At 45.2% G+C, this 21474-nt stretch carries 21 protein-coding genes; 15 read left to right on the top strand and 6 right to left on the bottom strand.

Annotated features, from left to right (window positions below):
* The first annotated feature begins 126 nt into the window (after nucleotides 1–126).
* The 5 genes from pdxR to ACH97_RS15930 all read left to right on the top strand — a co-directional run bounded on the left by pdxR (nucleotide 127) and on the right by ACH97_RS15930 (nucleotide 4067).
* Nucleotides 127–1548, top strand: a complete 1422-nt coding sequence (pdxR, locus tag ACH97_RS15910) for a MocR-like pyridoxine biosynthesis transcription factor PdxR (protein ID WP_048350342.1) — start codon at nucleotides 127–129, stop codon at nucleotides 1546–1548.
* A gap of 101 nt (nucleotides 1549–1649) precedes the next feature.
* The gene (locus ACH97_RS15915; RefSeq protein WP_079289168.1) at nucleotides 1650–2567 is read left to right on the top strand and encodes a DMT family transporter; all 918 of its coding nucleotides are present in this window, start codon (nucleotides 1650–1652) and stop codon (nucleotides 2565–2567) included.
* A 119-nt stretch (nucleotides 2568–2686) separates the two neighbouring features.
* The gene (locus ACH97_RS15920; protein ID WP_003179658.1) at nucleotides 2687–3406 is read left to right on the top strand and encodes a YebC/PmpR family DNA-binding transcriptional regulator; all 720 of its coding nucleotides are present in this window, start codon (nucleotides 2687–2689) and stop codon (nucleotides 3404–3406) included.
* Between the two features lie 144 nt (nucleotides 3407–3550).
* The gene (locus ACH97_RS15925) at nucleotides 3551–3760 is read left to right on the top strand and encodes a helix-turn-helix transcriptional regulator (RefSeq protein ID WP_020450493.1); all 210 of its coding nucleotides are present in this window, start codon (nucleotides 3551–3553) and stop codon (nucleotides 3758–3760) included.
* Nucleotides 3744–4067, top strand: coding sequence for a DUF2178 domain-containing protein (locus ACH97_RS15930; RefSeq protein WP_229105622.1), 324 nt, complete (start codon nucleotides 3744–3746; stop codon nucleotides 4065–4067). The genes ACH97_RS15925 and ACH97_RS15930 overlap by 17 nt, the downstream gene beginning before the upstream one ends.
* Before the next feature lie 444 nt (nucleotides 4068–4511).
* Here ACH97_RS15930 and ACH97_RS15935 read toward each other — a convergent pair whose 3' ends face one another.
* Nucleotides 4512–4730 carry a hypothetical protein gene (locus ACH97_RS15935; RefSeq protein WP_020450496.1) on the bottom strand — a complete coding sequence of 73 codons (219 nt, stop codon included), beginning with the start codon at nucleotides 4728–4730 and terminating at the stop codon, nucleotides 4512–4514.
* Complete coding sequence (locus tag ACH97_RS15940; RefSeq protein ID WP_041817423.1) at nucleotides 4717–5055, bottom strand: ArsR/SmtB family transcription factor; 339 nt, start codon at nucleotides 5053–5055, stop codon at nucleotides 4717–4719. Before ACH97_RS15940 ends, ACH97_RS15935 begins: the two co-directional genes overlap by 14 nt.
* Before the next feature lie 306 nt (nucleotides 5056–5361).
* On the opposite strand from ACH97_RS15940, the gene ACH97_RS15945 reads away from it, so the two are divergent.
* From ACH97_RS15945 to ACH97_RS24520, 3 genes are all read left to right on the top strand, one after another.
* The gene (locus tag ACH97_RS15945; RefSeq protein ID WP_020450498.1) at nucleotides 5362–6132 is read left to right on the top strand and encodes a hypothetical protein; all 771 of its coding nucleotides are present in this window, start codon (nucleotides 5362–5364) and stop codon (nucleotides 6130–6132) included.
* Nucleotides 6133–6355: 223 nt separating this feature from the next.
* Nucleotides 6356–7813 (top strand): benzaldehyde dehydrogenase, encoded by a 1458-nt coding sequence (yfmT, locus tag ACH97_RS15950; protein WP_020450499.1) that lies wholly within the window; start codon nucleotides 6356–6358, stop codon nucleotides 7811–7813.
* Nucleotides 7814–8279: 466 nt separating this feature from the next.
* A complete protein-coding gene (locus ACH97_RS24520; protein ID WP_373367318.1) occupies nucleotides 8280–8681 on the top strand; it encodes a methyl-accepting chemotaxis protein in 402 nt (133 codons plus the stop codon).
* 157 nt (nucleotides 8682–8838) lie between these two features.
* On the opposite strand, the gene cyoE is transcribed toward ACH97_RS24520, so the two are convergent.
* Nucleotides 8839–9756, bottom strand: a complete 918-nt coding sequence (cyoE, locus tag ACH97_RS15960; protein ID WP_023855785.1) for a heme o synthase — start codon at nucleotides 9754–9756, stop codon at nucleotides 8839–8841.
* Nucleotides 9757–9884: 128 nt separating this feature from the next.
* Here cyoE and ACH97_RS15965 point away from each other — a divergent pair, with 128 nt between their 5' ends.
* From ACH97_RS15965 to ACH97_RS15975, 3 genes are all read left to right on the top strand, one after another.
* On the top strand, nucleotides 9885–10490 hold the full coding sequence (locus tag ACH97_RS15965) for a TetR/AcrR family transcriptional regulator (protein ID WP_020450502.1): 606 nt from the start codon (nucleotides 9885–9887) through the stop codon (nucleotides 10488–10490).
* Between the two features lie 147 nt (nucleotides 10491–10637).
* Nucleotides 10638–12062: an SLC13 family permease gene (locus ACH97_RS15970; protein ID WP_020450503.1), complete on the top strand. Its 1425-nt coding sequence runs from the start codon at nucleotides 10638–10640 to the stop codon at nucleotides 12060–12062.
* An 84-nt stretch (nucleotides 12063–12146) separates the two neighbouring features.
* Nucleotides 12147–14036 (top strand): ABC-F family ATP-binding cassette domain-containing protein, encoded by a 1890-nt coding sequence (locus ACH97_RS15975; RefSeq protein WP_020450504.1) that lies wholly within the window; start codon nucleotides 12147–12149, stop codon nucleotides 14034–14036.
* 29 nt (nucleotides 14037–14065) lie between these two features.
* Here the strand turns inward: ACH97_RS15975 and ACH97_RS15980 are convergent, their stop codons facing one another.
* The gene (locus tag ACH97_RS15980; RefSeq protein WP_020450505.1) at nucleotides 14066–14980 is read right to left on the bottom strand and encodes a LysR family transcriptional regulator; all 915 of its coding nucleotides are present in this window, start codon (nucleotides 14978–14980) and stop codon (nucleotides 14066–14068) included.
* A gap of 125 nt (nucleotides 14981–15105) precedes the next feature.
* On the opposite strand from ACH97_RS15980, the gene ACH97_RS15985 reads away from it, so the two are divergent.
* Nucleotides 15106–15771, top strand: coding sequence for a DJ-1/PfpI family protein (locus ACH97_RS15985; protein WP_020450506.1), 666 nt, complete (start codon nucleotides 15106–15108; stop codon nucleotides 15769–15771).
* 29 nt (nucleotides 15772–15800) lie between these two features.
* On the opposite strand, the gene ACH97_RS23055 is transcribed toward ACH97_RS15985, so the two are convergent.
* Entirely contained in the window at nucleotides 15801–16076 is a 276-nt protein-coding gene (locus ACH97_RS23055) for an ArsR/SmtB family transcription factor (RefSeq protein WP_075213022.1), read from the bottom strand.
* A 135-nt stretch (nucleotides 16077–16211) separates the two neighbouring features.
* Complete coding sequence (folE2, locus tag ACH97_RS15990) at nucleotides 16212–17114, bottom strand: GTP cyclohydrolase FolE2 (protein WP_020450507.1); 903 nt, start codon at nucleotides 17112–17114, stop codon at nucleotides 16212–16214.
* A 132-nt stretch (nucleotides 17115–17246) separates the two neighbouring features.
* Here folE2 and ACH97_RS15995 point away from each other — a divergent pair, with 132 nt between their 5' ends.
* From ACH97_RS15995 to ACH97_RS16005, 3 genes are all read left to right on the top strand, one after another.
* Nucleotides 17247–18359, top strand: a complete 1113-nt coding sequence (locus tag ACH97_RS15995; protein WP_020450508.1) for an NAD(P)/FAD-dependent oxidoreductase — start codon at nucleotides 17247–17249, stop codon at nucleotides 18357–18359.
* Nucleotides 18353–20026, top strand: coding sequence for a nucleoside recognition domain-containing protein (locus ACH97_RS16000; RefSeq protein WP_020450509.1), 1674 nt, complete (start codon nucleotides 18353–18355; stop codon nucleotides 20024–20026). Before ACH97_RS15995 ends, ACH97_RS16000 begins: the two co-directional genes overlap by 7 nt.
* Nucleotides 20027–20091: 65 nt before the next feature.
* Nucleotides 20092–21294 (top strand): GTP-binding protein, encoded by a 1203-nt coding sequence (locus ACH97_RS16005; RefSeq protein ID WP_020450510.1) that lies wholly within the window; start codon nucleotides 20092–20094, stop codon nucleotides 21292–21294.
* The last annotated feature ends 180 nt before the right edge of the window (nucleotides 21295–21474 follow it).

Genomic DNA, 21474 nt, shown 5'->3' on the forward strand with positions numbered 1-21474 from the left:
TCTCCTTTTTAAAAAAACCAACCGGTTTAAATGTGTGTATCCATCTTAATAGACGTTTGGTAAAATGGCTTCAACCAGTTTTGAGAATATAAACCCAACCACTTATCGATAAAAGGAGATCCATTTATGCCCCACGCGCCAAAATACAAACAAATCATTCAATTTATAAAAGAGAAGATTGCAAATGGAGAATGGCCGATCGGCACCAAAATTCCGAGTCAGCGTTCATTGGCCAAACATTTCGCTGTGAACAGAAGCACGGTGATTACAGCTTTGGAAGAATTAATAGCCGATGGATTAATAGAAGGCAGAATGGGGAAAGGCACGATCGTTATAAACAATACATGGACATTGTTGGCCAAACATTCGACCCCTGATTGGGATAAATACGTGGCAGCCGGATTCCAGCAGCCCAGCCGGAAAACGGTTCAGGAGATTAATCAATCTGAATCGAATTCAACATTGATACAGCTCAGCAAAGGCGAACTTTCAAATGAATTGTTTCCGCTGGACATTATGAAGGAGATGATGGAGAAGGTTGCTCATAACATGGATGCCTTTGGGTATGAGGAGCCAAAAGGTTATCTTCCTTTAAGAGAGGCGTTGAGCAGCTATTTACAAACGGTCGGCATCCACGCTTCCCCGTCTTCCATCTTAATCGTTTCCGGCGCGCTGCAAGCATTGCAGTTAATGGCCATGGGGCTTTTGCAAAGCGGATCAACCGTTTTTCTTGATCAGCCGTCTTACCTTTATTCGCTGCATGTCTTTCAATCTGCGGGAATGAGGATGGCCGGATTGCAAATGGATGAAGAAGGCCTCATGCCAGAAAGCATCAAGATGACGCCAAACATGCGGACGAGAGCCATTTTGTACACCAACCCTTGTTTTCAAAATCCGACCGGAGTGTTAATGTCCAAAAAGCGGAGGGAAGAGATTCTGGCTTTCAGCGAACAACACCACCTGCCTATCATTGAAGATGATATATACCGCGAATTATGGATTGATGCACCGCCGCCTGCTCCAATGAAAGCGATGGACAAAAACGGCCGCGTCTTATACATTGGCAGTTTTTCGAAAACGTTGAGCCCGGGATTAAGAATCGGCTGGATCGTCGGCCCGGAGCCGGTCATTGAACGTTTATCAGATATTAAAATGCAGACGGACTACGGCTCGAGTTCACTGTCTCAGAGAGTCGCAGCCGAATGGCTGACATCTGGGCTTTATCAGAAACATTTGGAAAACGTCAGAGAACAGCTAAAAATAAGAAGAAACTTTGTGTTGCATGTGTTAAAAACAGAGTTGGAAGGACTCGCGGAATGGAGCGTTCCAGCAGGCGGCTTCTTTATTTGGCTGAAGATATTGCCGCCGGTATCCATGAAAACTCTTTATGCCAAATCACTTTCAAAAGGAATTCTCTTTAATTCTGGCGCCATATACGGGCAGGAAAGAGGCGATTACATGAGGCTGTCATATGCATTTGCTTCCTGTGAAGACCTGAAGAAAGGGATTACGCAATTAAGCGGACTGATTAAAATGCTGTCTGGTTGATGTGCATGAGTTGAAAATATTTATTCCAAAAGAAATAAATTTTACCTTATTTTTGTTAAACTTAAAAAGGATTTTAAATACATCATGACAGGAGAAACCTTATGCGGAACCCAATTTCAGTTTATTTTTCTTTAGCTCTCGCCATGGCGATCGTCGGGAGTTCGGTTGTTGTCGGCAAGCTGATGGTGAAGACGATTCCGGTGTTTTTGTCGTCAGGCATTCGTTTTTTTATCGCGGCTGCCGTTTTAATGATCTTGCTTTTTTGGATTGAGAAAGGCATTCCCGCTCTATCGAAAAAAGATGTCTTTGTTCTTTTGCTGCAGTCTTTTACGGGTGTCTTTCTGTTCAGCATCTGCATGCTTTACGGGGTTAAGCTGACGACGGGGATGGAAAGCGGCATTATTACGAGCACGACGCCGATGGCTGTCGGTATTTTGGCTTTCTTTTTATTAAAAGAAAAAATAGAAAAGAGAATGGCCGCTGGCATCGTGCTGGCCGTTATCGGCGTGATGGCGATCAACCTGTTCGGGGCCGGCGGCGAAGCGGGGAGCCCTTATGCATTGATGGGAAATCTGTTAATCGCGGCCGCAGTGATCGGTGAAGCGATGTTTACGCTAATGGCAAAATTGCTGTCGCCCCATATTTCCGCATTGGCGATTTCGGCGTTTGTTTCCTTGTTCGGTTTTTTGTTTTTTCTGCCGTTTGCGGTCATTGAGGCTGTCTCGTTTGATTTTAGCGTTCCCGGACTTCTTGATTGGTCATATGTCCTTTATTACGCGCTGATTGTTACGGTGCTTGCTTTTTACTTATGGTACAACGGCGTGACGAAAGTGCCGGCGAGCGTTTCCGGGATTTTCACTTCGGTTCTCCCCGTATCGGCCGTTGTGCTCTCAGGCGTCATTTTGAAGGAGCAATTCACACTGGTTCATTTGACCGGAATCGTGTTTGTAATTGCAGGAATTTTCATTACTGTTTTGAAAAAAGAGCAGAAGAAAGACAGCGGAAAACTCGCATCTTAAGACGGATTTCCAAAAAAATGTCGTAAATTCGATGCATCAATTTGATGAAATCGCCCGGCCCTGCGGTATAATAGATTTTGTGAATGAAAGATTCAATGTTGAAAGAGAGTGGTTACATCATGGGCCGTAAATGGAACAATATAAAAGAGAAGAAAGCGTCCAAGGATGCGAATACGAGCCGAATCTACGCCAAGTTCGGCCGCGAAATCTATGTGGCGGCAAAGCAGGGAGAGCCCGACCCCGAACTGAACCAGAACCTGAAATTCGTGCTAGAGCGCGCCAAAACATACAATGTCCCGAAAGCGATTATTGAGCGGGCGATTGAAAAAGCGAAGGGCGGTTCTGAAGAAAATTATGACGAACTGCGCTATGAAGGCTTCGGGCCGAACGGAGCGATGGTGATCGTTGACGCGTTGACAAACAACGTCAACCGCACGGCTGCCGATGTGCGCTCCACATTTGGCAAAAACGGCGGAAACATGGGTGTGAGCGGATCTGTCGCTTACATGTTTGATCCGACGGCCGTCATCGGTTTTGAAGGCAAAACGGCTGATGAGACGCTCGAATTATTGATGGAAGCGGATATTGATGTCCGTGATATTTTAGAAGAAGACGATGCGGTGATCGTCTATGCCGAGCCCGATCAGTTCCACGCCGTACAGGAGGCGCTGCAAAACGCCGGCATCACAGAGTTCACGGTGGCCGAGCTGACCATGCTCGCGCAAAATGACGTCGCCCTTCCTGAGGATGCGCGCGCGCAGTTTGAAAAACTGATTGACGCGCTGGAAGATTTGGAAGACGTTCAGCAAGTTTACCATAATGTCGATTTAGGGGCGTAAAAAGAAATCGTGAAGTAAAAAGATAGATGAACAGGCGAAAGTCTGTTTTGTCTATCTTTTTTTATTTGTAAAGTTAACTTGACACCTGATTTTTTGTTAAGTATACTTTACGTATAGTAAACTTTACATTCTGATGGAGGAAAGATGAAAACGTTAATAAAGGAAAAGCGCACTTCGCTGAACATGACACAAGAAGAACTGGCTAAAAGGCTCGATGTGTCAAGGCAAACGGTGATTTCCCTTGAAAAGGGGAAGTATAAACCTTCACTTGTTCTGGCGCATAAACTGGCTCAAATTTTTGAATGTCTGATTGAAGATTTATTTATTTTTGAGGGGGATGAAAATATTGACTGAAACGATGACAAACACACTGATCGCTTTAGCAGGTTTAGGAATAGGCGTGCTCGGGATCGCAATTATTTACAGTGTAAACAGACGGATTGGAAAAAAAGAGAGGCTGTTCGATGAACGCCAGCAGAAAATTAATTATCAGGCTAAGGCGCTCTCCTGGAACATTACAATGGCGGCTATTTTAATGGCCTGGACATTGGCAATTATTTTCCAAGGGATTTCCTTTTCATTTTTCTTAATAACAGGTTTATATATCCTGCAATGTTTATCAATGCTGATCACAACCGTTTACCTTGCGCAGAAAAACTAAGATGGTGCTGTTCCCCTTTGTATCCGGATTTTACCGATTTATCGGTAAAATCTTTTTTTGTGGAAAAGAAAACCCGAGGCAGGGCCTAGGGTTCCAAACGGCACGCAAATCTGAAATACAGATACGAGTCGGTATTTTCGGTGTGCTGGACATTACGTAGATAAAGCAGGAAGAAACAAAAAGTAATAGAAACATATATACGAAATCAGATCGAAGATGATATCGTCGCGTGGGGATTTAGATACATGGGATCCTTTGTATATGAAAAGGTCAAGAAAAGGAAGCAAAAATAAGAAAAGACCTTTGAGCTTGCCACTAAAGTGGTACATTAAAACGAACCATTAAGCCCGTCACCCAATCAAGTCATTCAGCTGGATATCATCTTGAGGGGAAGATTATTGCAAACAAATCCCCATCATACAGATGACTGAATTGGAAAAATTTTTATTCTACGTCTTTTAGTATGGCTTCAATTTTCTCAAGCCGCTGTTTGATATCCTTTATTTCCTCGTTTTCAAGTCTCAATTTCTCTTCGGCCAATTTGCCGTTCCTTAAATATCTTTTGACAACCTTTGTTAAGGCAACGATACCCGCAATGACAAGTGCTGCCATTACAAAATAGTATACTGGTATTAAAATTGTGATAATATCAACTGTCCCCATCTTTAGTCTCCTTACATTCTGTAGATTGTTGTTTCCCCAAATTCTCGATTAAATCATTATCAATCGTAAAGGAAAATTCTTTTAGATAATAGTACTTAAGAGCTTTACCATCTAATGAAACTTTCATTTCACTAAATATAATTCCTGTCTCCTCGAGCTTGGTTAGATGCAAATAAAGTAATGTCCTATTGATTTCTAACTTGCGTGCAAGCTCACTAACATAGCAACCTCCTTTTGATAAGATGGTTAGAATTTGTAAGCGAATTGGGTTTCCAAGTGCCTTTGCAATTAAGATTAATTGGTTTGGATCATTTATTTTATTCATATGTAACAATAATTTAACACATGTGCATCTAAAAAAAAAGGTGTTTTTTCAAAAAAATGATTCATTTGTTATATTATGTTAATCATAAAAAGGAGCATTATCTTAAAACACATTTTAATCAAAAAATAAATTTTATAGAGAAGAAAGATAAAATTAAAAGTATATTTTAATATAAATGCAATTAAAGTATATTTTTTCCGATTTGTTATTGTCTCTAAGTATTATACATGATAATATTAACAATAGTTGAATAGAATTCCAGTTAAATACACCTAAAAAAATTACTTTATTCGGAGGGTGATTTGAATGAAGAGATTCTTATTATTAGTATCCTTTTTGCTAGTGTTCCCTACTGCCTATGGGACTGCCATTGCAAAGGAAAAAACGCAAGGTTTAAGTTTGGAAGAAAAAATTTTTGAAATTGATAAAAGTGATGATTTATCAAAACAAGTTAAAAAACAAAAGTTTATCCAAGCTTTGGAGGATTCAACTGATGAGGAGAAGACTGAATATCTTGAAGAAGTAGGAGAGCGAGTACAAAATACTTTAAGTGAAGTTGATGTTCAATTAGGTGAAAATAAAGAAATAGATTTAGGCATGGGGACGACTATTGAATTAGAGTCTTCCGATGTTATAGAGTCAACTGAAGATGAATTAGTAAAGACTTCTGGATATGATTTTTCAAAAGGAAATGTACTCGAAAAAAAATATGGTGCTAGAAGATTTACATGTAGGGTTAGTGTGAAATCCCTTGGCATCACATTAGGATCTTTAGTGCTACGAAACCACTATACAGTGGGGAATTTTGGATTGAAAATGAGGTATGCATCCGATAGTGGAACATCTGGAATAGATCCTTTAATGATTATCACAAGTTCTTCTACATCGGTTCCTGACGGTAAAGCTGAAAAGGTAGGGTATGATATGAATGCAAGAGGTTCGTATAAATGGAAACTAGGTATTTCAGGTATATATGCATCTTTTACATCAGAAATATACAGTACAATCAAGTTACATAAGCTAAATAAGAAAAAGAAATTTGCTGTTGTATATCAAAATTACAAATTTACTGAGTGATCATGCCTTAAACATCAGCTGAAAAAAGATGAAAAGACAAATGTCAGACTGTTTCAGATTTATGAAAACAGAGTTTGATGATCGATTCCGGATTTTACCGATTTATCGGTAAAATCTTTTTTTATATCCAAAAGACTCATGAGATTGAATTTTCTTGAAAGACTGCCGATACATAAGATGTAGTCTAACTTTTCCCAAAACTGTTTGATAGGAGATGGACTGAATGATTCAAATAACTGACCTCAACCGTCAATACATAGGAGGGGAATGGAGAGACGGCCAAAGTGAAAGCGTCTTGGCCGATCTGAATCCTTTTACCCATAAAACGATTACCTCTTTTCGGAAAGCGACGCGGGAGGATGTCGATGCGGCGTACAAAGCTGCGCTTGAGGCGAAAAAGAAATGGGATAACGTCAATCCTTATGAAAAAAGAGCGATTTTAGAAAAAGCCGCGGCTTATATTGAAGACAATAAAGAAGCGATCGTGTACCTCATTATGGAGGAACTTGGCGGAACACGGCTGAAAGCGGCTTTTGAAATCGATCTTGTCGTCAATATGATCAAAGAAGCGGCAGGTTTCCCGCTCAAAATGGAAGGTAAAATTCTCCCTTCACCGGTTGATGGGAAAGAAAATCGGATATACCGCATTCCGGCGGGAGTGGTCGGTGTCATCAGTCCGTTCAACTTTCCGTTCTTTTTATCTGTAAAATCGGTTGCACCTGCGCTTGGCGCAGGGAACGGCGTTGTCTTAAAGCCGCATGAAGAAACACCGATTTGCGGCGGCACGCTGATTGCAAAGATTTTTGAAGAAGCCGGTCTTCCGGAGGGACTTCTGAATGTTGTCGTCACGGATATCGGGGAAATCGGCGACAGCTTCGTTGAGCACCCGATTCCGAGAATCATCTCGTTTACCGGATCAACGAAGGTCGGCAGCTATATCGGGCAGCTGGCGATCAAACATTTTAAAAAACCGTTGCTTGAACTCGGCGGAAACAGCGCATTGATCGTTCTTGAGGATGCCGATTTGGAATACGCTGTCAATGCCGCGGCTTTCAGCCGCTTCACACATCAGGGGCAAATCTGCATGTCGGCCAACCGGATTCTCGTTCAAAAAGAAGTGTATCCGGAATTTTTAAAGCTGTTCAGCCAAAAAATCTCCGGGTTTAAAACGGGTGATCCGCTGGATCCTGAAACTGTGATCGGCCCTGTCATTAATGAACGCCAAGCTGAACATTTAAGAAAATCGATTGAGAAAGGCATCGAAGAAGGCGCCACACCGCTTCTGAAAGGCGATATTAAAGGCAATCTCGTCGAGCCGACGATTCTTGCGGATGTCACGTCTGACATGTCTGTCGCCAAGGAAGAGCTGTTCGGCCCGGTTGTGTGCGTCATGCCGTTTGAGACCGAAGCAGAAGCGGTTGAGATCGCGAATGACACTTCGTTCGGACTGAGCGGAGCCGTACACACGGGAAATGTGGAGCGCGGCGTTGCCATCGCGAAGCAAATCGAGACGGGCATGATCCATGTCAATGACACAACGATCAACGACGAGCCACATGTCGCTTTCGGCGGTGAAAAGCAATCGGGGATCGGAAGGCTGAACGGCGAGTGGAGCCTTGACGAATTTACGACATTAAAATGGATTTCCGTCCAGCACCAGAAAAGGATTTTTCCATATTAAAAGGAGGATTTGATACATGAATGAAGCAGTAAAAACGGACATCCACCCGCTGCTGGATGCTTTTGTGAAAGTGGCGCCGTTTCTGAATCAGCTGATTCAGGACGATGTGACAGTGGGGATTTACGATACTGAAAAGCTGATCGTCAACATTCCGGGAAAGACATTTTCCCTTGATGTTAAAGCGGGTGATCCTTTGCAGGAAGGCGATATTATTACAGACGCTATCCGCCAAAACAAAAAGAAAGTGAGCATGGTGCCTAAGGAACTGTTCGGCTTCCCTCTTGCGGCGAGAGCGATCCCGCTCCATGACGAGAACGGAAGGGTTATCGGCGGAGTCGGACTCGGTACGAGTCTTGAAAAATCGGATCAGCTTCACCGCGTCGCAGAAAGCCTGTCGGTCATCGTCGAGCAGACGGCCTCAGCCATTCAGGATATCGCCGAATCTGTCAGCGGGTTTTCCGGACAAATGTCCGACATTTCCAAGCAGGCGAAAGAAGTCAGTGAAAGCGCCGGAGAAATTGAGAAAATTTCAGTTACCGTAAAAGGCATTTCAGATCAAAGCAACCTGCTCGGACTGAACGCGGCGATTGAAGCGGCGAGAGCCGGAGAGTCAGGAAAAGGGTTCTCCGTCGTCGCCGACGAAATCCGCAAGCTCGCGACACACTCAAAAGAAAACGTCGGGCAGATTGACCAAATCACGAAGAAAATCCACGCGTTATTGAAAGACCTTGAGCATTCGATCGAAGTCATCAATGAACATACGAGCGGCCAGGCCGCCGGCGTTGAACAAATTTCCGCCACCATGCAGGAGATCAGCAGCAACGCGCATAACCTCGCCAAGATGGCGGAACATCATTTTGAAGACTAGAGATAGAAAAAAACTGCCTGACAATGTGTCGGCAGTTTTTTTACTAACACTACTACACTAGCGATTGAAATGACTGCCGTAAATATGGCTCATGAGTATGCTCTTTCCCGTCACACTGCAATTCCTTCAAACGTGTAAAAGAGACGAAATCAAATAACTATATATTGAAAATAACTCCGATAAGAGAATAGATAATGACAGTCGAAAAAAGAATTGTCATATGAATCAGAGAGTAAATAAACATGGATTTTGCCCATTTCTCTGAATCCATTTTTTTGTAACCATACACACTAAGAACCAACCATATGACACCTAATATAAGGGAAACAAGCATAATGCCGAGGCTCAAAGAAATAAAAAGGAGACTTGTCCCGATAAGGATGATTAAATAAATATTAGTTTGTATATATGTTCTTTTAACTCCTTTGATAACAGGGAGCATTGGAACTTTCGCAGCCTTATACTCATCATTTTTTCGAATGGCTATAGCATAGAAATGAGGCATTTGCCATATCACAGATGTCACAAAAAGACCGAGAACAGCAGGATGTGTGATGTCCGGATAGACAGCTGACCATCCAATAAGAGGCGGCATAGCTCCGCCGATACTCCCGACCTCTGTATTGTAAACTGTTCTTCTCTTACTCCACATGGTATACGGGACAATATAAAAAAACAATCCTAGAAACCCTAGGAGTGCTGCCAGAGAGGTGGTGAAACCAAGGATTATTACACCAAAAATCATCATAAAGATACCGAGCCATAGAACTGTTTTAGGCTTTATTTCTCCTGTAACGGTTGGTCTGTTTTTGGTTCTCTCCATAATAGAATCTATATCCCGGTCATATAAGTTGTTAAAAGCTCCTGCCGCTCCCATTACTAAAATAGACCCAATTAATGCAAAAAATATTTCTGGTAATTTCTCAGAAAGGCTGATTTTATAAGTATATAAAGATAATGTTAATCCAGAAAACATCGGAATAAGGTTAGATTTAATAATTCCTGTTTTAATGGTTTTTGACAATATGATGGACACAGGTCGTTTATCCGTTTTGATATTATTTTCAATTTGCATCATTCTTCTCCTCTTTTTAATGGCCACACGTTGATTTAGTGAAGTGCTAGTGATACCTTTCAGAATATACATACTATATGGTATGTTAATTCTGAACAGTATGATTGTTAATAAGAGGAGGAAGAAGAATGCTTAGAAGAAGGCTAACCCAAAAAGAGCGAAAAGAGGAAACACGTCAATTGTTGTTAGAATCGGCTGTTGAGATTTTTTCGGAGCTTGGCTTTCATGGGGCTTCTGTTGAAAAAATTGCTGAACATGCCGGATTTAGCAAAGGAGCGGTTTACTCCAATTTTAAATCTAAGGAAGAGCTCTTTCTGGCCTTATTGGAACAACAAATGAATTTACAAGTGAATAACATCGATCAAATCATAAATAATCAGCATTCACTTTCATATTTTATTGAAACAATGAATGATCATTTTGTCTCAGTGGTGAAAGAAAATCAAAAGTGGATGATTTTAAATATGGAATTTCTTCTTTATGTGATGCGTAATGAGTCAGTGCGCTACAAATGGTCTTGCATGATCAGGGAGTCTGTGGACCGGATCTCCAAGTCTGTCGCGAAACTAATGTTGAAAGAGAATCATGAGGTTACGCTATCTTCGGAAGAAATCGCTTGGACTATTTTTTCACTTGAAAATGGTCTTGCGATATTCAATTTTATTAATGGAGAAAGCGTCCCGATGAATTTATATGGAAAAGCGCTAAAAAATTTGCTTTCAGCCTCTGAGTGACTTTTTAATAGAAAAGTTGTACTTTTCAATTTCTAGGCTCAGTGTCATACATTAATTTAAATTTTATTTTAAATTTTTTAGAGGAATTTTCCCCGGGCGAAGCGAAAGTGATGAATGGGAAATCGCTTTCAAAGGGGGAAGGGGTAAATGAGAGTATATACACCGACTAAACTGACCGGATTGTTATTGGGGCCGATCAGTTTTTTGCTGATTCTCGGCTTGATACCGGAAGCTGAGTTGGCTTACGCGCCGCGGATCGTTCTTGCGGTTACAGGTTGGACGGCCGTCTGGTGGATTACGGAAGCCGTGCCGATTCCGGCGGCATCGCTCTTGCCAGTCATTTTGCTGCCGACATTGGGCGGTTTAGATATGGAAACGACGGCCAAAGCATACGGCGATCCGATTGTGTTTATGTATATGGGGGGATTTATCATTGCGATCGCCATCGAAAAATGGAATCTTCATAAACGGATGGCCTTGCATATTTTGAAGCGGATCGGGGCTGAAAGCCATCGAATCGTGCTCGGCGTGATGGCGGCGACGGCATTTTTATCGATGTGGATTTCGAATGCTGCCACCGCTTTGATGATGCTTCCCGTAGCGCTTGCAGTTATTAAAGAAGTGCAGGAAAAAGAAATTTTAAAAGGCGAATCGCTGCAGAAGTTCAGCAAAAGCATTTTGCTGGCTGTCGCGTATGCGGCTTCGATCGGCGGACTTGCGACATTGGTCGGTTCCGTGCCGAATGCGGTCTTTGCCGCGATGTCCAAACAGATGCTCAATCACGAAATTATGTTTTTTGAGTGGTTTTTATTCGGGTTCCCGGTTTCCGTTCTGTTTCTTGCCATTTTATATGTTTATTTAACGAAAATAAAATTTAAAGTGAGCGCCTTTCAAGGAAAAAAACCTGATTTTATCGATCATGATTTAAAGGCGCTTGGCGCAATGACGAGGGAGGAAAAATCGGTTTTTGCCGTTTTTTTGTTGACCGCATGTTTGTGGATGTTCAAATTCATCCTGCCGTTTCAAATTTCAGATACGTCGATTGCGATTTTCGGAGCGGTTTTGCTGTTTTTAATTCCGAGTACAAAGGATGAACGGATTTTGGAATGGAAGGATATGCAGACGCTGCCATGGGGGCTGCTTCTGTTGTTTGGAGGCGGCTTGTCGCTTGCGGCCGGTTTTTCGGCGACCAATCTGACGGCATGGATCGGCGGCAAGCTCAAGCTGTTGGAAGGCCATCCTTACTTATTTGTACTGATCATTTTGACGGCTGCGATTTTATTTATGACCGAAATCATGTCTAATACGGCTGTCGCCAATATGGTGATTCCGATGACGATCGGTCTTGGCGCCGCGCTTCAGGTTGAGCCGTACGGGCTGATGGCGGCAGCTGCGCTTGCTTCATCATGCGCCTTTATGCTCCCGATCTCTACCCCGCCGAATGCGGCCGTCTTCAGCTCCAATCTGCTGACGATGAAGGACATGGTCAGGGCGGGTTTTTGGCTCAATATCGCAGGTGTCGTCTTGATCGTGATCAGCGTATATTTCTGGCTTCCGGCCGTCTTCCTGTAATGTCCGTGAAAAAGCTCTCACTAGTTTTCTTGCATCATCTGCATTAAAATAAGGTTATGACATTACGTTAGGATTGGTAGACAGATGAGCATTTTTAAAGCGGAAGGTTTATATAAAACTTACGGAGATAAAACATTATTTGACCATATATCGTTTCATATTGAAGAAAACGAACGGATCGGCTTGATCGGACCGAACGGAACGGGAAAAAGCAGTTTGCTGAAAGTGATCGCGGGCCATGAATCGACCGAAAAAGGAGACATCACCAAGCCTGGCAGCCTCCATATCGAGTACTTGGATCAGGATCCTGATTTGGACGGTCCGGAAACCGTACTTGAGCACATTTATTCGGGAGATTCCGTGATGATGCGGACGATGAGGGCGTATGAGCAGGCGCTTCAGGAGCTGAATGCTTCGCCTGATGATCCGAAGAAGCAGGAAAACCTGCTGGCGGCACAGGGGAAAATGGACGAACACGGCGCCTGGGACGCGAATACAGCGGCAAAAACGATTTTAACGAAGCTTGGCGTCGCGGATGTGGCAAAAGAAGTAAGCTCGCTATCAGGAGGGCAAAAAAAGCGGGTTGCGATTGCGAAAACATTGATTCAGCCTGCTGACCTCCTCATTTTGGATGAGCCGACAAACCACTTGGACAATGAAACGATCGAATGGCTTGAAGGCTATTTGAGCGGGTATCCGGGCTCCGTCGTCCTCGTCACCCATGACCGCTACTTTTTAAACCGGGTGACAAACAGGATCTATGAACTGGATCGCGGGCGCCTATACACATACAAAGGGAACTACGAAGTGTTTTTGGAAAAGCGGGCCGAAAGAGAAGCGCTCGCCGAACAAAGCGAAACGAAGCGGCAAAACCTTCTCCGAAGGGAGCTTGCCTGGCTGAGAAGAGGAGCCAAAGCCCGTTCGACAAAACAAAAAGCAAGAATTCAGCGGGTGGAGGAACTAAAGGAACAAGATGCGCCTGAAACCGGCTCTTCCCTTGATTTCGCCATCGGCTCCCACCGTCTCGGCAAGCAGGTGATTGAAGGGGAAGGTGTTGACATCAGCCGCGGCGGCAATCAGCTTGTCCGTTCATTCGATGAACTGATTGTGCCCGGGGACCGGATCGGCATCATCGGACCGAACGGGATCGGCAAAACTACGCTTTTAAACGCGCTTGCCGGCCGCGTCAAGCCTGATGGAGGGCAGATCACGATCGGCCAGACTGTAAGAATCGGATACTATACACAGGATCACAGCGAAATGAACGATGCGCTGCAGGTCGTCGAATACATTAAGGAGACGGCTGAGGTCGTCAAAACGGCCGACGGACAAGTGGTCACAGCTGAGCAGATGCTGGAAAGGTTCCTTTTTCCGCGGAGCATGCAGCGCAACTTGATTCGCAAGCTGTCAGGCGGAGAAAAGAGGCGCCTTTATCTCTTGAAAGTGCTGATGGAAGAGCCGAACGTCCTGTTCCTTGATGAGCCGACAAACGACCTTGATACCGAGACGCTCGGAGTGCTGGAAGATTATTTGGAACAGTTTCCCGGCGTTGTCGTGACCGTTTCCCATGACCGCTATTTCCTTGACCGTGTCGTCGACAGGCTGCTTGTATTTGAAGGCAGCGGAAACGTTTCGCGTTTTCAAGGTTCATACAGCGAATATATGGAGAAGCAAAAGGAGACCAGCCGTCAAAAGCCGGCGCCTGAAGCCGCAGAACCTGTCAAACCTGAGAAAAAGAAAAGAAAGAAGCTATCTTATAAAGATCAGCTGGAATGGGACGGCATCGAAGACAGAATCGCCGCTCTGGAAGAAAAGCATAAACGGCTTGAAGAGGAAATCGCCGCCGCCGGCAGCGACTTCGCCAAGATTCAGACGTTGATGGAAGAGCAGGCGCAAACAGCCGCAGAACTCGATGCGGCAATGGAGCGCTGGACCGAGCTGTCTCTGATGATCGAGGAGCTGGAACAATCGTAATGGAAGCTGCCGGGAAATCCCGGCAGTTTTTAATTTGTCGGGCTTTTTTCAGCATCGTTACAAAAATAGCCGATTACTTTTTCCTTTAATAAAGACGCCGCCAGACTCAGCTCTCTGTCTTGATGGACGATGAGCCCGTGGGTGGAGACAATCGGGGCAGTCACAGGCAGCAGTTTGAATTGCTTGGCTTCAAGTTCTTGTTTGACTGCGATTTCAGGAATGAAGGCAAAGCCGATGCCGCATTTTACCGCCTCTTTGATCATGGCGATGCTTGGGTATTCCAGGGCGCTGTTTCCTTCAATCCCGGCATCTTGCAATAATCTGCCCGCTTTTGTGTGGTAGACGCAGCTTGTGCCGAAGCTGATGAATGTTTCACGACTAAGAGCGCCAAGGCTCTCAGTTTCAACCTTTTCAGCGAGATCATTGGAAGCGATGAACACCAGCTTTTCTTCGAGCAAAGGGGTAAAAAAGATGTCGGGCCTATTCGGATTTTGCGGTACGATTCCGAAATCGACGGCATGATTTTGCACCTGCTGAACGATATCGTGCTGAAACCCGTTTTCCAATTGCAATCTAATCTTTGGATATTCTTTAATAAAATCCCGGATCAGGAGAGACGTGCGCGTCAGAAAAAACGATTCCTGCATGCGGATGCGGACGGTTCCTTGCGGCTGATCCAGTTCATTCATCGCTTCTTCCAAGGTGCTGCCTAAATGAATAAATTGATAGGCATATTTACTTAGCTTCAAACCGGCCGGTGTCGGCTTCACACCTCTTGACAGCCGGTGAAACAAACGCTGTCCGCAAGCCTGCTCCAAAAGCTGAATATGGCTGGTGACTGTCGACTGTACATACCCCAGCCGATCAGCGGCGCGGCTGAAGTTTTTTTCTTCCATGACGGCGATGAAGGTTTTAAAAAATTTACCCTCTAAAAGCTCAATCATAGCTTGTCATCTCCTTAATATCGAAAATCAAAATGATTTCCATCGTAATCATTCATAAGTAAAATGTCTCTCCCCATGATATCGTAGGTTTTGCAAGAATAAAAGAAAAATTGAGGAGGAAAACAATGAAAAGAACGAGAGGATTCAGACTTGGCGTGTACATTTTCAAGGATGCTGAAATCATCGACTATGCCGCCCCATATGGAGTGTTTTCAGTGGCGAGGAGGCTCGATCCTGAACTGGACGCCTTTCTTGTGGCGGATGCGATGAAACCGGTTCAGACGCAAGCCGGGCTTACCGTTCATCCGAATTACAGCTTCAATGACCAGCCAGATATGGATGCTTTCTTAATTCCGGGCGGTTTCGGTACACGACAGGAGACCAACAACAAACGGCTGCATCAGTTTATCCGCTCTCTGCCTGAGTCGACGCTTTTGGTGAGCGTATGTACAGGTTCATGGATTTACGGGCGCATGGGGCTCTTAGACGGGCTTTCCGCCACAAGCCGGAAAGAGCCGGATCGGCTTGAGGCGTCAGAGATGGGGCAAGTACCGATCGACCGCTTGGCGGACATCGCGCCGGCCTGCCGCGTCAGCCGGGCGAGAATCGTCGACAGCGGACGGATCATCACCGCCGGGGGAATTGCTTCAGGCATGGAAATGGGCTTTCACTTATTGAGAAGAGCGGGCTATGATGAAAGCTTCATAGAAGAAACGGCGCGTGTTATGGAGTATCAAGAGGGGTACAGCCAGTATCAGGATGATATTGAATACGTGCGGAAAGAGAAATAAGTCGAAGCTGCCGGGGAGAACCCGGCAGTTTACAACGGTTCGTCTGCCTGTAAAACGATTTGAAGCAACCCCGGAAAACGGCTGTCCAAGTCCTCTTGGCGAAGCGAAATAAACCGTTGTGTTCCTTCTATTCTTGTATGAATGACTCCCGATTCCCTAAGGACTTTAAAGTGATGAGACAGGGTTGATTTTGGAATGGGAACGTTAACAGCGCTGCACGATTGTTCGCCGGCTTCTGCAAGATTTTTTATGATTTGAAGTCTGATTTGATCACTGAGGGCGTAAAGAACAGCGGATAAACTGATGTCAGGGCGGTTTGTCTGTTTGCATCGGTATTATACATTTTTTCAATGCTCCTGTTTAAAAACAGCCGGGCGCTGAATCAATCAAAAACTGCATAAGGATCGAGTCTGCCGGAAAAACCGGCAGCTCTTTTTAATTCATATTTTGGAAAACGACAGCCGCGCTACGGCATCATGCATGTGAATCGATTCTTCGTTCCGGCATTCGATCTCAAAGGCGGAGATCCAGTTCATTTCGTATAAGTCGGCAGCCGTTAAGCGGATGACGTCTTCTACAAATCTTGGATTTTCATAAGCCTGTTCAGTCACTCTTTTTTCGTCGGGCCTTTTTAAGACGGGATGGAGCTTTGCGCTTGCGTTCGTTTCCGCTGCGGCAAGAAGCTCGGTTTTGAAATCGTACGGCATCTCCGCCTGCTCATTGATATGTGCGGTGATCTTGATTATGCCGCGCTGGTTATGGGCGCTGTATTCGCTGATTTCTTTTGAACACGGGCAGAGCGTCGTCACATGGGCCGTGATGCCGACGGTTTGTGAAAAGCCTTTGTTTTCATGATAAGAGACTGTCATATGGATATCGGCGTGCATCAATCCTGACAGTTTGGTTTCCGGGCTGAGGCGTTCGAAATACCATGGAAAACTGACAGAGACGGATGCGCTTTGCTGTTCCATATTGTCGGCTAAATCCTTTGCAAAATCTTTCAGTGTATGAACATCAATCGTCCAGTTTGCTTCGTGATAGCGCTGCAGCTGTTCTGTCAGGCGGCTCATATTGATTCCTTTGCGGCCGCGCGCAAGGCTCGTCGTAAAGGAAAAAGCGCCGATCGTCGTTTGTGTAAACGGCTTGAGCGAGGATGCAATCAAAATCGGATGCGAAACGTTTGAGACACCGACATGGTCAATGTCAAAAAAATAGTCGTTCGGTGTATTTTGAATATCCTTCATCTGTTCTTTATCGGTCGGTTTTATTCCTTTCACGGCTTCGACAGATCCGAAGCGGCGGTGGCGTTCGGGTTTTGCGGGCAAATGCAGTATACGTTCCATTGATGAGACCCCTTTCTGTAGTAAATCGAAATAGTTCCTATTTATTTTGAGGGAATGCTGTGATAAAATCAAGTGGTCATGTCTAAAGCATGCAAATTAAATCGAAATGATTTCGTTTAGGGAGTGGTTGTTTTGCAGCATAGCGAAATCGTCATTGTTGGAGCGGGACCCGCAGGTATTGGAATGGGAATCGTTCTGAAAAAACTCGGTTTTCAATCGTTTGCGATTTTGGAAAAAGACCGTGCAGGAGCTTCATTTCGAAGCTGGCCTGAAGAAATGAAACTGATAACACCGTCCTTTACCGGACAGGGGTTCGGGGCTTTGGATTTAAATGCTGTTGCTCCGGGAACATCCCCTGCCTTTACTTTTCACCGCGAGCACTTGAGCGGGCAGGAGTATGGAGATTATTTGGCGCTTTTGGCCGATCATTTTCAGCTTCCAATTCAAGAAGGCACATCGGTTCGCAACGTTTATAAAGACGACGGCGGTTTTTCAGTTGAAACTAATAAAGGCATGATGAAGGCCAAAGACGTTATTTGGGGAGCCGGTGAATTCCAATTTCCGAAATATTCGTTTCATGGTGCAGAGATTGGCATCCACAACAGCAAGGTCGCCAGATGGAGCCAATTTGAAAAGGCCCATTATTACGTGGTAGGCGGCTATGAAAGCGCAATGGATGCGGCGGTTACACTGGCGTCCTATGGCAGCGATGTGACGGTTGTGATGCCGAATTCGCTCAGCGAAAACGCTGAAGCCGATCCAAGCCGGTCGCTTTCACCTTATACATGGGAGCGTCTTGAAGATGCGTATGAAAAAGGGAAGGTTCAGTTTTTGGAAAAAGCCCTGGTAGAGAAACTGGCGAAAAACGGACCAGCCTATGATTTATATTTGTCAGACGGGAGGAAAATCCGCTCGGAAACACGGCCGATTATCGCGACAGGCTTTCATTCCGGGGCAAAACAAATCGAGCATTTGTTTGAATGGGGAGAGAACGGCAAACCGCTTTTAACGAATGAAGATATGTCGACCGTGACGGACGGTCTTTATTTAATCGGGCCGAGCGTTCAGCACCAAAACGCCGTCTTTTGTTTCATTTATAAATTCAGGCAGCGATTCGCCGTCATCGCCGAGCATTTGTTGGAGAAACGAAAGTTTTCGATCGATGAAAAGGTGCTGACAGAATACAGGGAAAATCAAATGTTTCTCACGGATTTGAGCTGTTGTGAGGTGCAGTGTGAATGCTGAAAGAGCCAACGCGGCGGCAGCGCATGCTCTTCATCGGACTCGAATCGGTCGGGAAAACAACGCTTTTTTCCGCGATCACAGATCAGAGAGCAGGCGAAGCAGCCAATGTGAAAGGATCGACGATATTTGCGGCTGAACGGGAGATCAAAAGCCTTCCGGGCTGGCAAGCCATTGATACACCGGGCATTCGGGAGGATGACAGCGTGTCGAAAAGAGCGCTGAAAAAAGAGATCGAAAAGGCCGATGAGGTGGTTGCCGTCTTGCGCGGCACCCATTTTTCAGAAGAGGTGAACGCGGTCTTGGACCTGATTCCGCCGGATGCCAGGCGCGTCTGCTTTATCGTTACGTTTCAGGACAAAATGACGGACGCCATGCGCCGGACGCTTTCTGAGCAAGTGGCCAAGCACAGTCTCCCGGTCCTGCTGGTTGATACGAGAACTGTGACAGACGATAAAAAAGAGCATATCATCGCTTTTTTAAGAAAAGAGGCTGAATTTCATCCGCTGAAACGGAAACGGATGAAACAGATTGAACTTGAAAGTGTGGCTGTTCAGCAGTTTGTGTTTCATCGTCCCGTAGTTGGGCCTGTTGTGAGTACTGCACTTTTATGTTTGTTATTTATGGTGCCGATCATATTGGCTTATCATACATCAGAGTGGATGCAGCAATACGCGGACGAATGGGCGGTTGAACCTCTCCAAAATGCGGTCGGAGGCTTGCCGTCATGGCTGAGCGCGGCATTGGCGGGGAATTATGGCCTGTTATCCCTTGGCATTTACTCGTTTGTTTGGGCGTTTCCTGTCGTTTTGTTTATGTCTATAGCAAATGCGGCAGCAGATGATTCGGGTTTAAAGGACCGGATCGTCGATTCACTGGACCCGCTGATGCGGAAGATCGGTCTGAACGGCCGCGATTTAGTTCCGCTTTTGACCGGATTTGGCTGCAATGTCGTTGCCGTTCAGCAGACGCGGTCGTGCAGCATGTGTACGAGAAAGCGTTGTGTATCATTTATTTCTTTCGGATCAGCGTGCAGCTACCAAATCGGCGCGACGCTGTCGATTTTTCATACTGCGGGAAGGGAGTGGCTGTTTATCCCTTACCTCGCTGTTCTTGTTGCCGCAGCAGCCGCTCATAACCGGATATGGTATCGCATTGATCAGAAATGGGCCGCTTACTTCGAGCGCCGGCAAACGTTTTTACAGATGCCGTCCTGGAAAGGGATCGTCTTTCGAGTAAAGGAAGTGCTTCAGCAATTTATCTTTCAGGCGATGCCGATCTTTCTCATCATTTGCCTGGCGGCGACAGTATTGAATGAACTCGGTGTCATCCGTCTTGTGACATTGCTTGTCTCGCCTGTTTTAAGCCTGTTCGGTGCTCCGGAAGATGCGGCGCCGGGCCTTGTTTTTTCTCTGATCAGGAAAGACGGCATTCTCTTGTTCAATGAAGGGAATGGAGCGCTTCTTGATGTGCTGCCGGGGGCAACGCTCTTTCTGCTCATTTACTTGGCATCAACCTTTACTCCATGCATGGTGACGGTTTGGACAATTGCCAAGGAACTGGGGATGAAAACGGCGGCAGCCATTATGGGAAAACAGATGGCCACTTCAGTCGTGTCAGTTTTGATCATCATGATCATCTGGAAGCTGACACTTTGCATTTTTAAATAAATTGTGGTGAAATAAAATACAAATCGTAATCATTACGATTTGATAAGAGAAAGGAGAATGGAAAAATGAGTAAAAGGATTCCTGTAACAGTATTAAGCGGATACCTGGGGGCGGGTAAAACGACGCTGCTGAATCACATATTGCAAAACCGCCAAGGGCTGAAAGTCGCCGTTATCGTTAATGACATGAGCGAAGTCAACATTGATGCCGGGCTTGTCAAGCAAGGCGGCGGCCTGTCGAGGACGGATGAAAAGCTGGTCGAAATGTCAAACGGCTGCATTTGCTGCACACTCAGAGAGGACTTGCTGGTTGAAGTCGAAAAACTGGCGAAGCAAGGAAATATCGATTATATCGTGATCGAATCGACCGGTATCAGCGAACCGATCCCGGTCGCTCAGACGTTCTCTTACATCGACGAAGAATTGGGTATTGATTTGACGCGGTTCTGCCGTTTGGACACAATGGTCACGGTGGTCGACGCCAATCGTTTTTGGCACGATTTTCAGTCGGGTGACAGCCTGCTGGACCGGAAAGAGGCTGTCGGTGAAGAGGATGAACGTGATATCGCCGATCTGCTCATCGATCAAATCGAGTTTTGCGATGTGCTGATTTTGAATAAATGCGACCTTGTCTCCGAGGAAGATCTGGGAAAGCTTGAGAAAGTGCTGAAAACGTTGCAGCCTAAAGCAAACATCATCAGAGCGGTCAAAGGAGAGGTCGATCCGAAGGTCATCTTAAACACCGGTCTTTTCAATTTTGACGAAGCAAGCGGCTCAGCAGGCTGGATCAGGGAATTAAACGAAGGACACCACCAGCATACGCCTGAGACTGAAGAATACGGAATATCTTCGTTTGTATACGAAGCGCGCCGTCCTTTTCATACCGAGCGGTTTTATAACTGGATTCATTCGCTGCCGGAAAACGTCGTCAGGGCGAAAGGAATCGCCTGGTGTGCGACGCGCAACAGCCTTGCCCTTTTGATGTCGCAGGCAGGCCCATCCGTGTCGCTGGAACCGATCTCTTATTGGGTGGCCGCGCTGTCCAAGGCGGAACAGGAGCAAATCCTCAGACAGAATCCAGAGCTATTAAAAGAATGGAATGAAGAATTCGGAGACCGCCACACAAAGCTCGTCTTTATCGGATTGGATCTGTCCCCGTCAGAAATTACCGCCGAAGCGGATCGATGCCTTTTGACAGATTCGGAGATGGCGGACGACTGGTCGCTTTTATCTGACCCGTTCGATTGGCAGATTGAAAGAGCTAGATAAATGAATTTCCACATTAAGACAAAAGAGATATCTCTTTTGTCTTTTTTTATTTCAAACAAACCGGTGTTTTGTACACCATGTTGACATATCAGGAAAGGAATACTAATATTTTATTGTAATGTTAACTTAAATTATTTATAGGTTAACATATGAGTGCGGTGTTTAGAGGGGGGATGAAAG

The sequence above is a fragment of the Bacillus paralicheniformis genome (genome assembly GCF_001042485.2).
In the GTDB taxonomy this organism is placed as follows: Bacteria; Bacillota; Bacilli; order Bacillales; family Bacillaceae; genus Bacillus; species Bacillus paralicheniformis.

What these genes read in the sequence shown, in the direction of transcription:
- ACH97_RS15915 (WP_079289168.1), top strand. Translation starts at nt 1,650, where the DNA reads ATGCGGAACCCAATTTCAGTTTATTTTTCTTTAGCTCTCGCCATGGCG.
- ACH97_RS15985 (WP_020450506.1), top strand. Translation starts at nt 15,106, where the DNA reads ATGAAAAGAACGAGAGGATTCAGACTTGGCGTGTACATTTTCAAGGAT.
- ACH97_RS16005 (WP_020450510.1), top strand. Translation starts at nt 20,092, where the DNA reads ATGAGTAAAAGGATTCCTGTAACAGTATTAAGCGGATACCTGGGGGCG.
- pdxR (WP_048350342.1), top strand. Translation starts at nt 127, where the DNA reads ATGCCCCACGCGCCAAAATACAAACAAATCATTCAATTTATAAAAGAG.
- yfmT (WP_020450499.1), top strand. Translation starts at nt 6,356, where the DNA reads ATGATTCAAATAACTGACCTCAACCGTCAATACATAGGAGGGGAATGG.
- ACH97_RS15935 (WP_020450496.1), bottom strand. Translation starts at nt 4,730, where the DNA reads ATGGGGACAGTTGATATTATCACAATTTTAATACCAGTATACTATTTT.
- ACH97_RS24520 (WP_373367318.1), top strand. Translation starts at nt 8,280, where the DNA reads ATGTCCGACATTTCCAAGCAGGCGAAAGAAGTCAGTGAAAGCGCCGGA.
- ACH97_RS15975 (WP_020450504.1), top strand. Translation starts at nt 12,147, where the DNA reads ATGAGCATTTTTAAAGCGGAAGGTTTATATAAAACTTACGGAGATAAA.
- ACH97_RS15945 (WP_020450498.1), top strand. Translation starts at nt 5,362, where the DNA reads ATGAAGAGATTCTTATTATTAGTATCCTTTTTGCTAGTGTTCCCTACT.
- ACH97_RS15930 (WP_229105622.1), top strand. Translation starts at nt 3,744, where the DNA reads ATGAAAATATTGACTGAAACGATGACAAACACACTGATCGCTTTAGCA.
- ACH97_RS15980 (WP_020450505.1), bottom strand. Translation starts at nt 14,980, where the DNA reads ATGATTGAGCTTTTAGAGGGTAAATTTTTTAAAACCTTCATCGCCGTC.
- ACH97_RS15970 (WP_020450503.1), top strand. Translation starts at nt 10,638, where the DNA reads ATGAGAGTATATACACCGACTAAACTGACCGGATTGTTATTGGGGCCG.
- ACH97_RS15965 (WP_020450502.1), top strand. Translation starts at nt 9,885, where the DNA reads ATGCTTAGAAGAAGGCTAACCCAAAAAGAGCGAAAAGAGGAAACACGT.
- cyoE (WP_023855785.1), bottom strand. Translation starts at nt 9,756, where the DNA reads ATGCAAATTGAAAATAATATCAAAACGGATAAACGACCTGTGTCCATC.
- ACH97_RS15940 (WP_041817423.1), bottom strand. Translation starts at nt 5,055, where the DNA reads ATGAATAAAATAAATGATCCAAACCAATTAATCTTAATTGCAAAGGCA.
- ACH97_RS15925 (WP_020450493.1), top strand. Translation starts at nt 3,551, where the DNA reads ATGAAAACGTTAATAAAGGAAAAGCGCACTTCGCTGAACATGACACAA.
- folE2 (WP_020450507.1), bottom strand. Translation starts at nt 17,114, where the DNA reads ATGGAACGTATACTGCATTTGCCCGCAAAACCCGAACGCCACCGCCGC.
- ACH97_RS15920 (WP_003179658.1), top strand. Translation starts at nt 2,687, where the DNA reads ATGGGCCGTAAATGGAACAATATAAAAGAGAAGAAAGCGTCCAAGGAT.
- ACH97_RS16000 (WP_020450509.1), top strand. Translation starts at nt 18,353, where the DNA reads ATGCTGAAAGAGCCAACGCGGCGGCAGCGCATGCTCTTCATCGGACTC.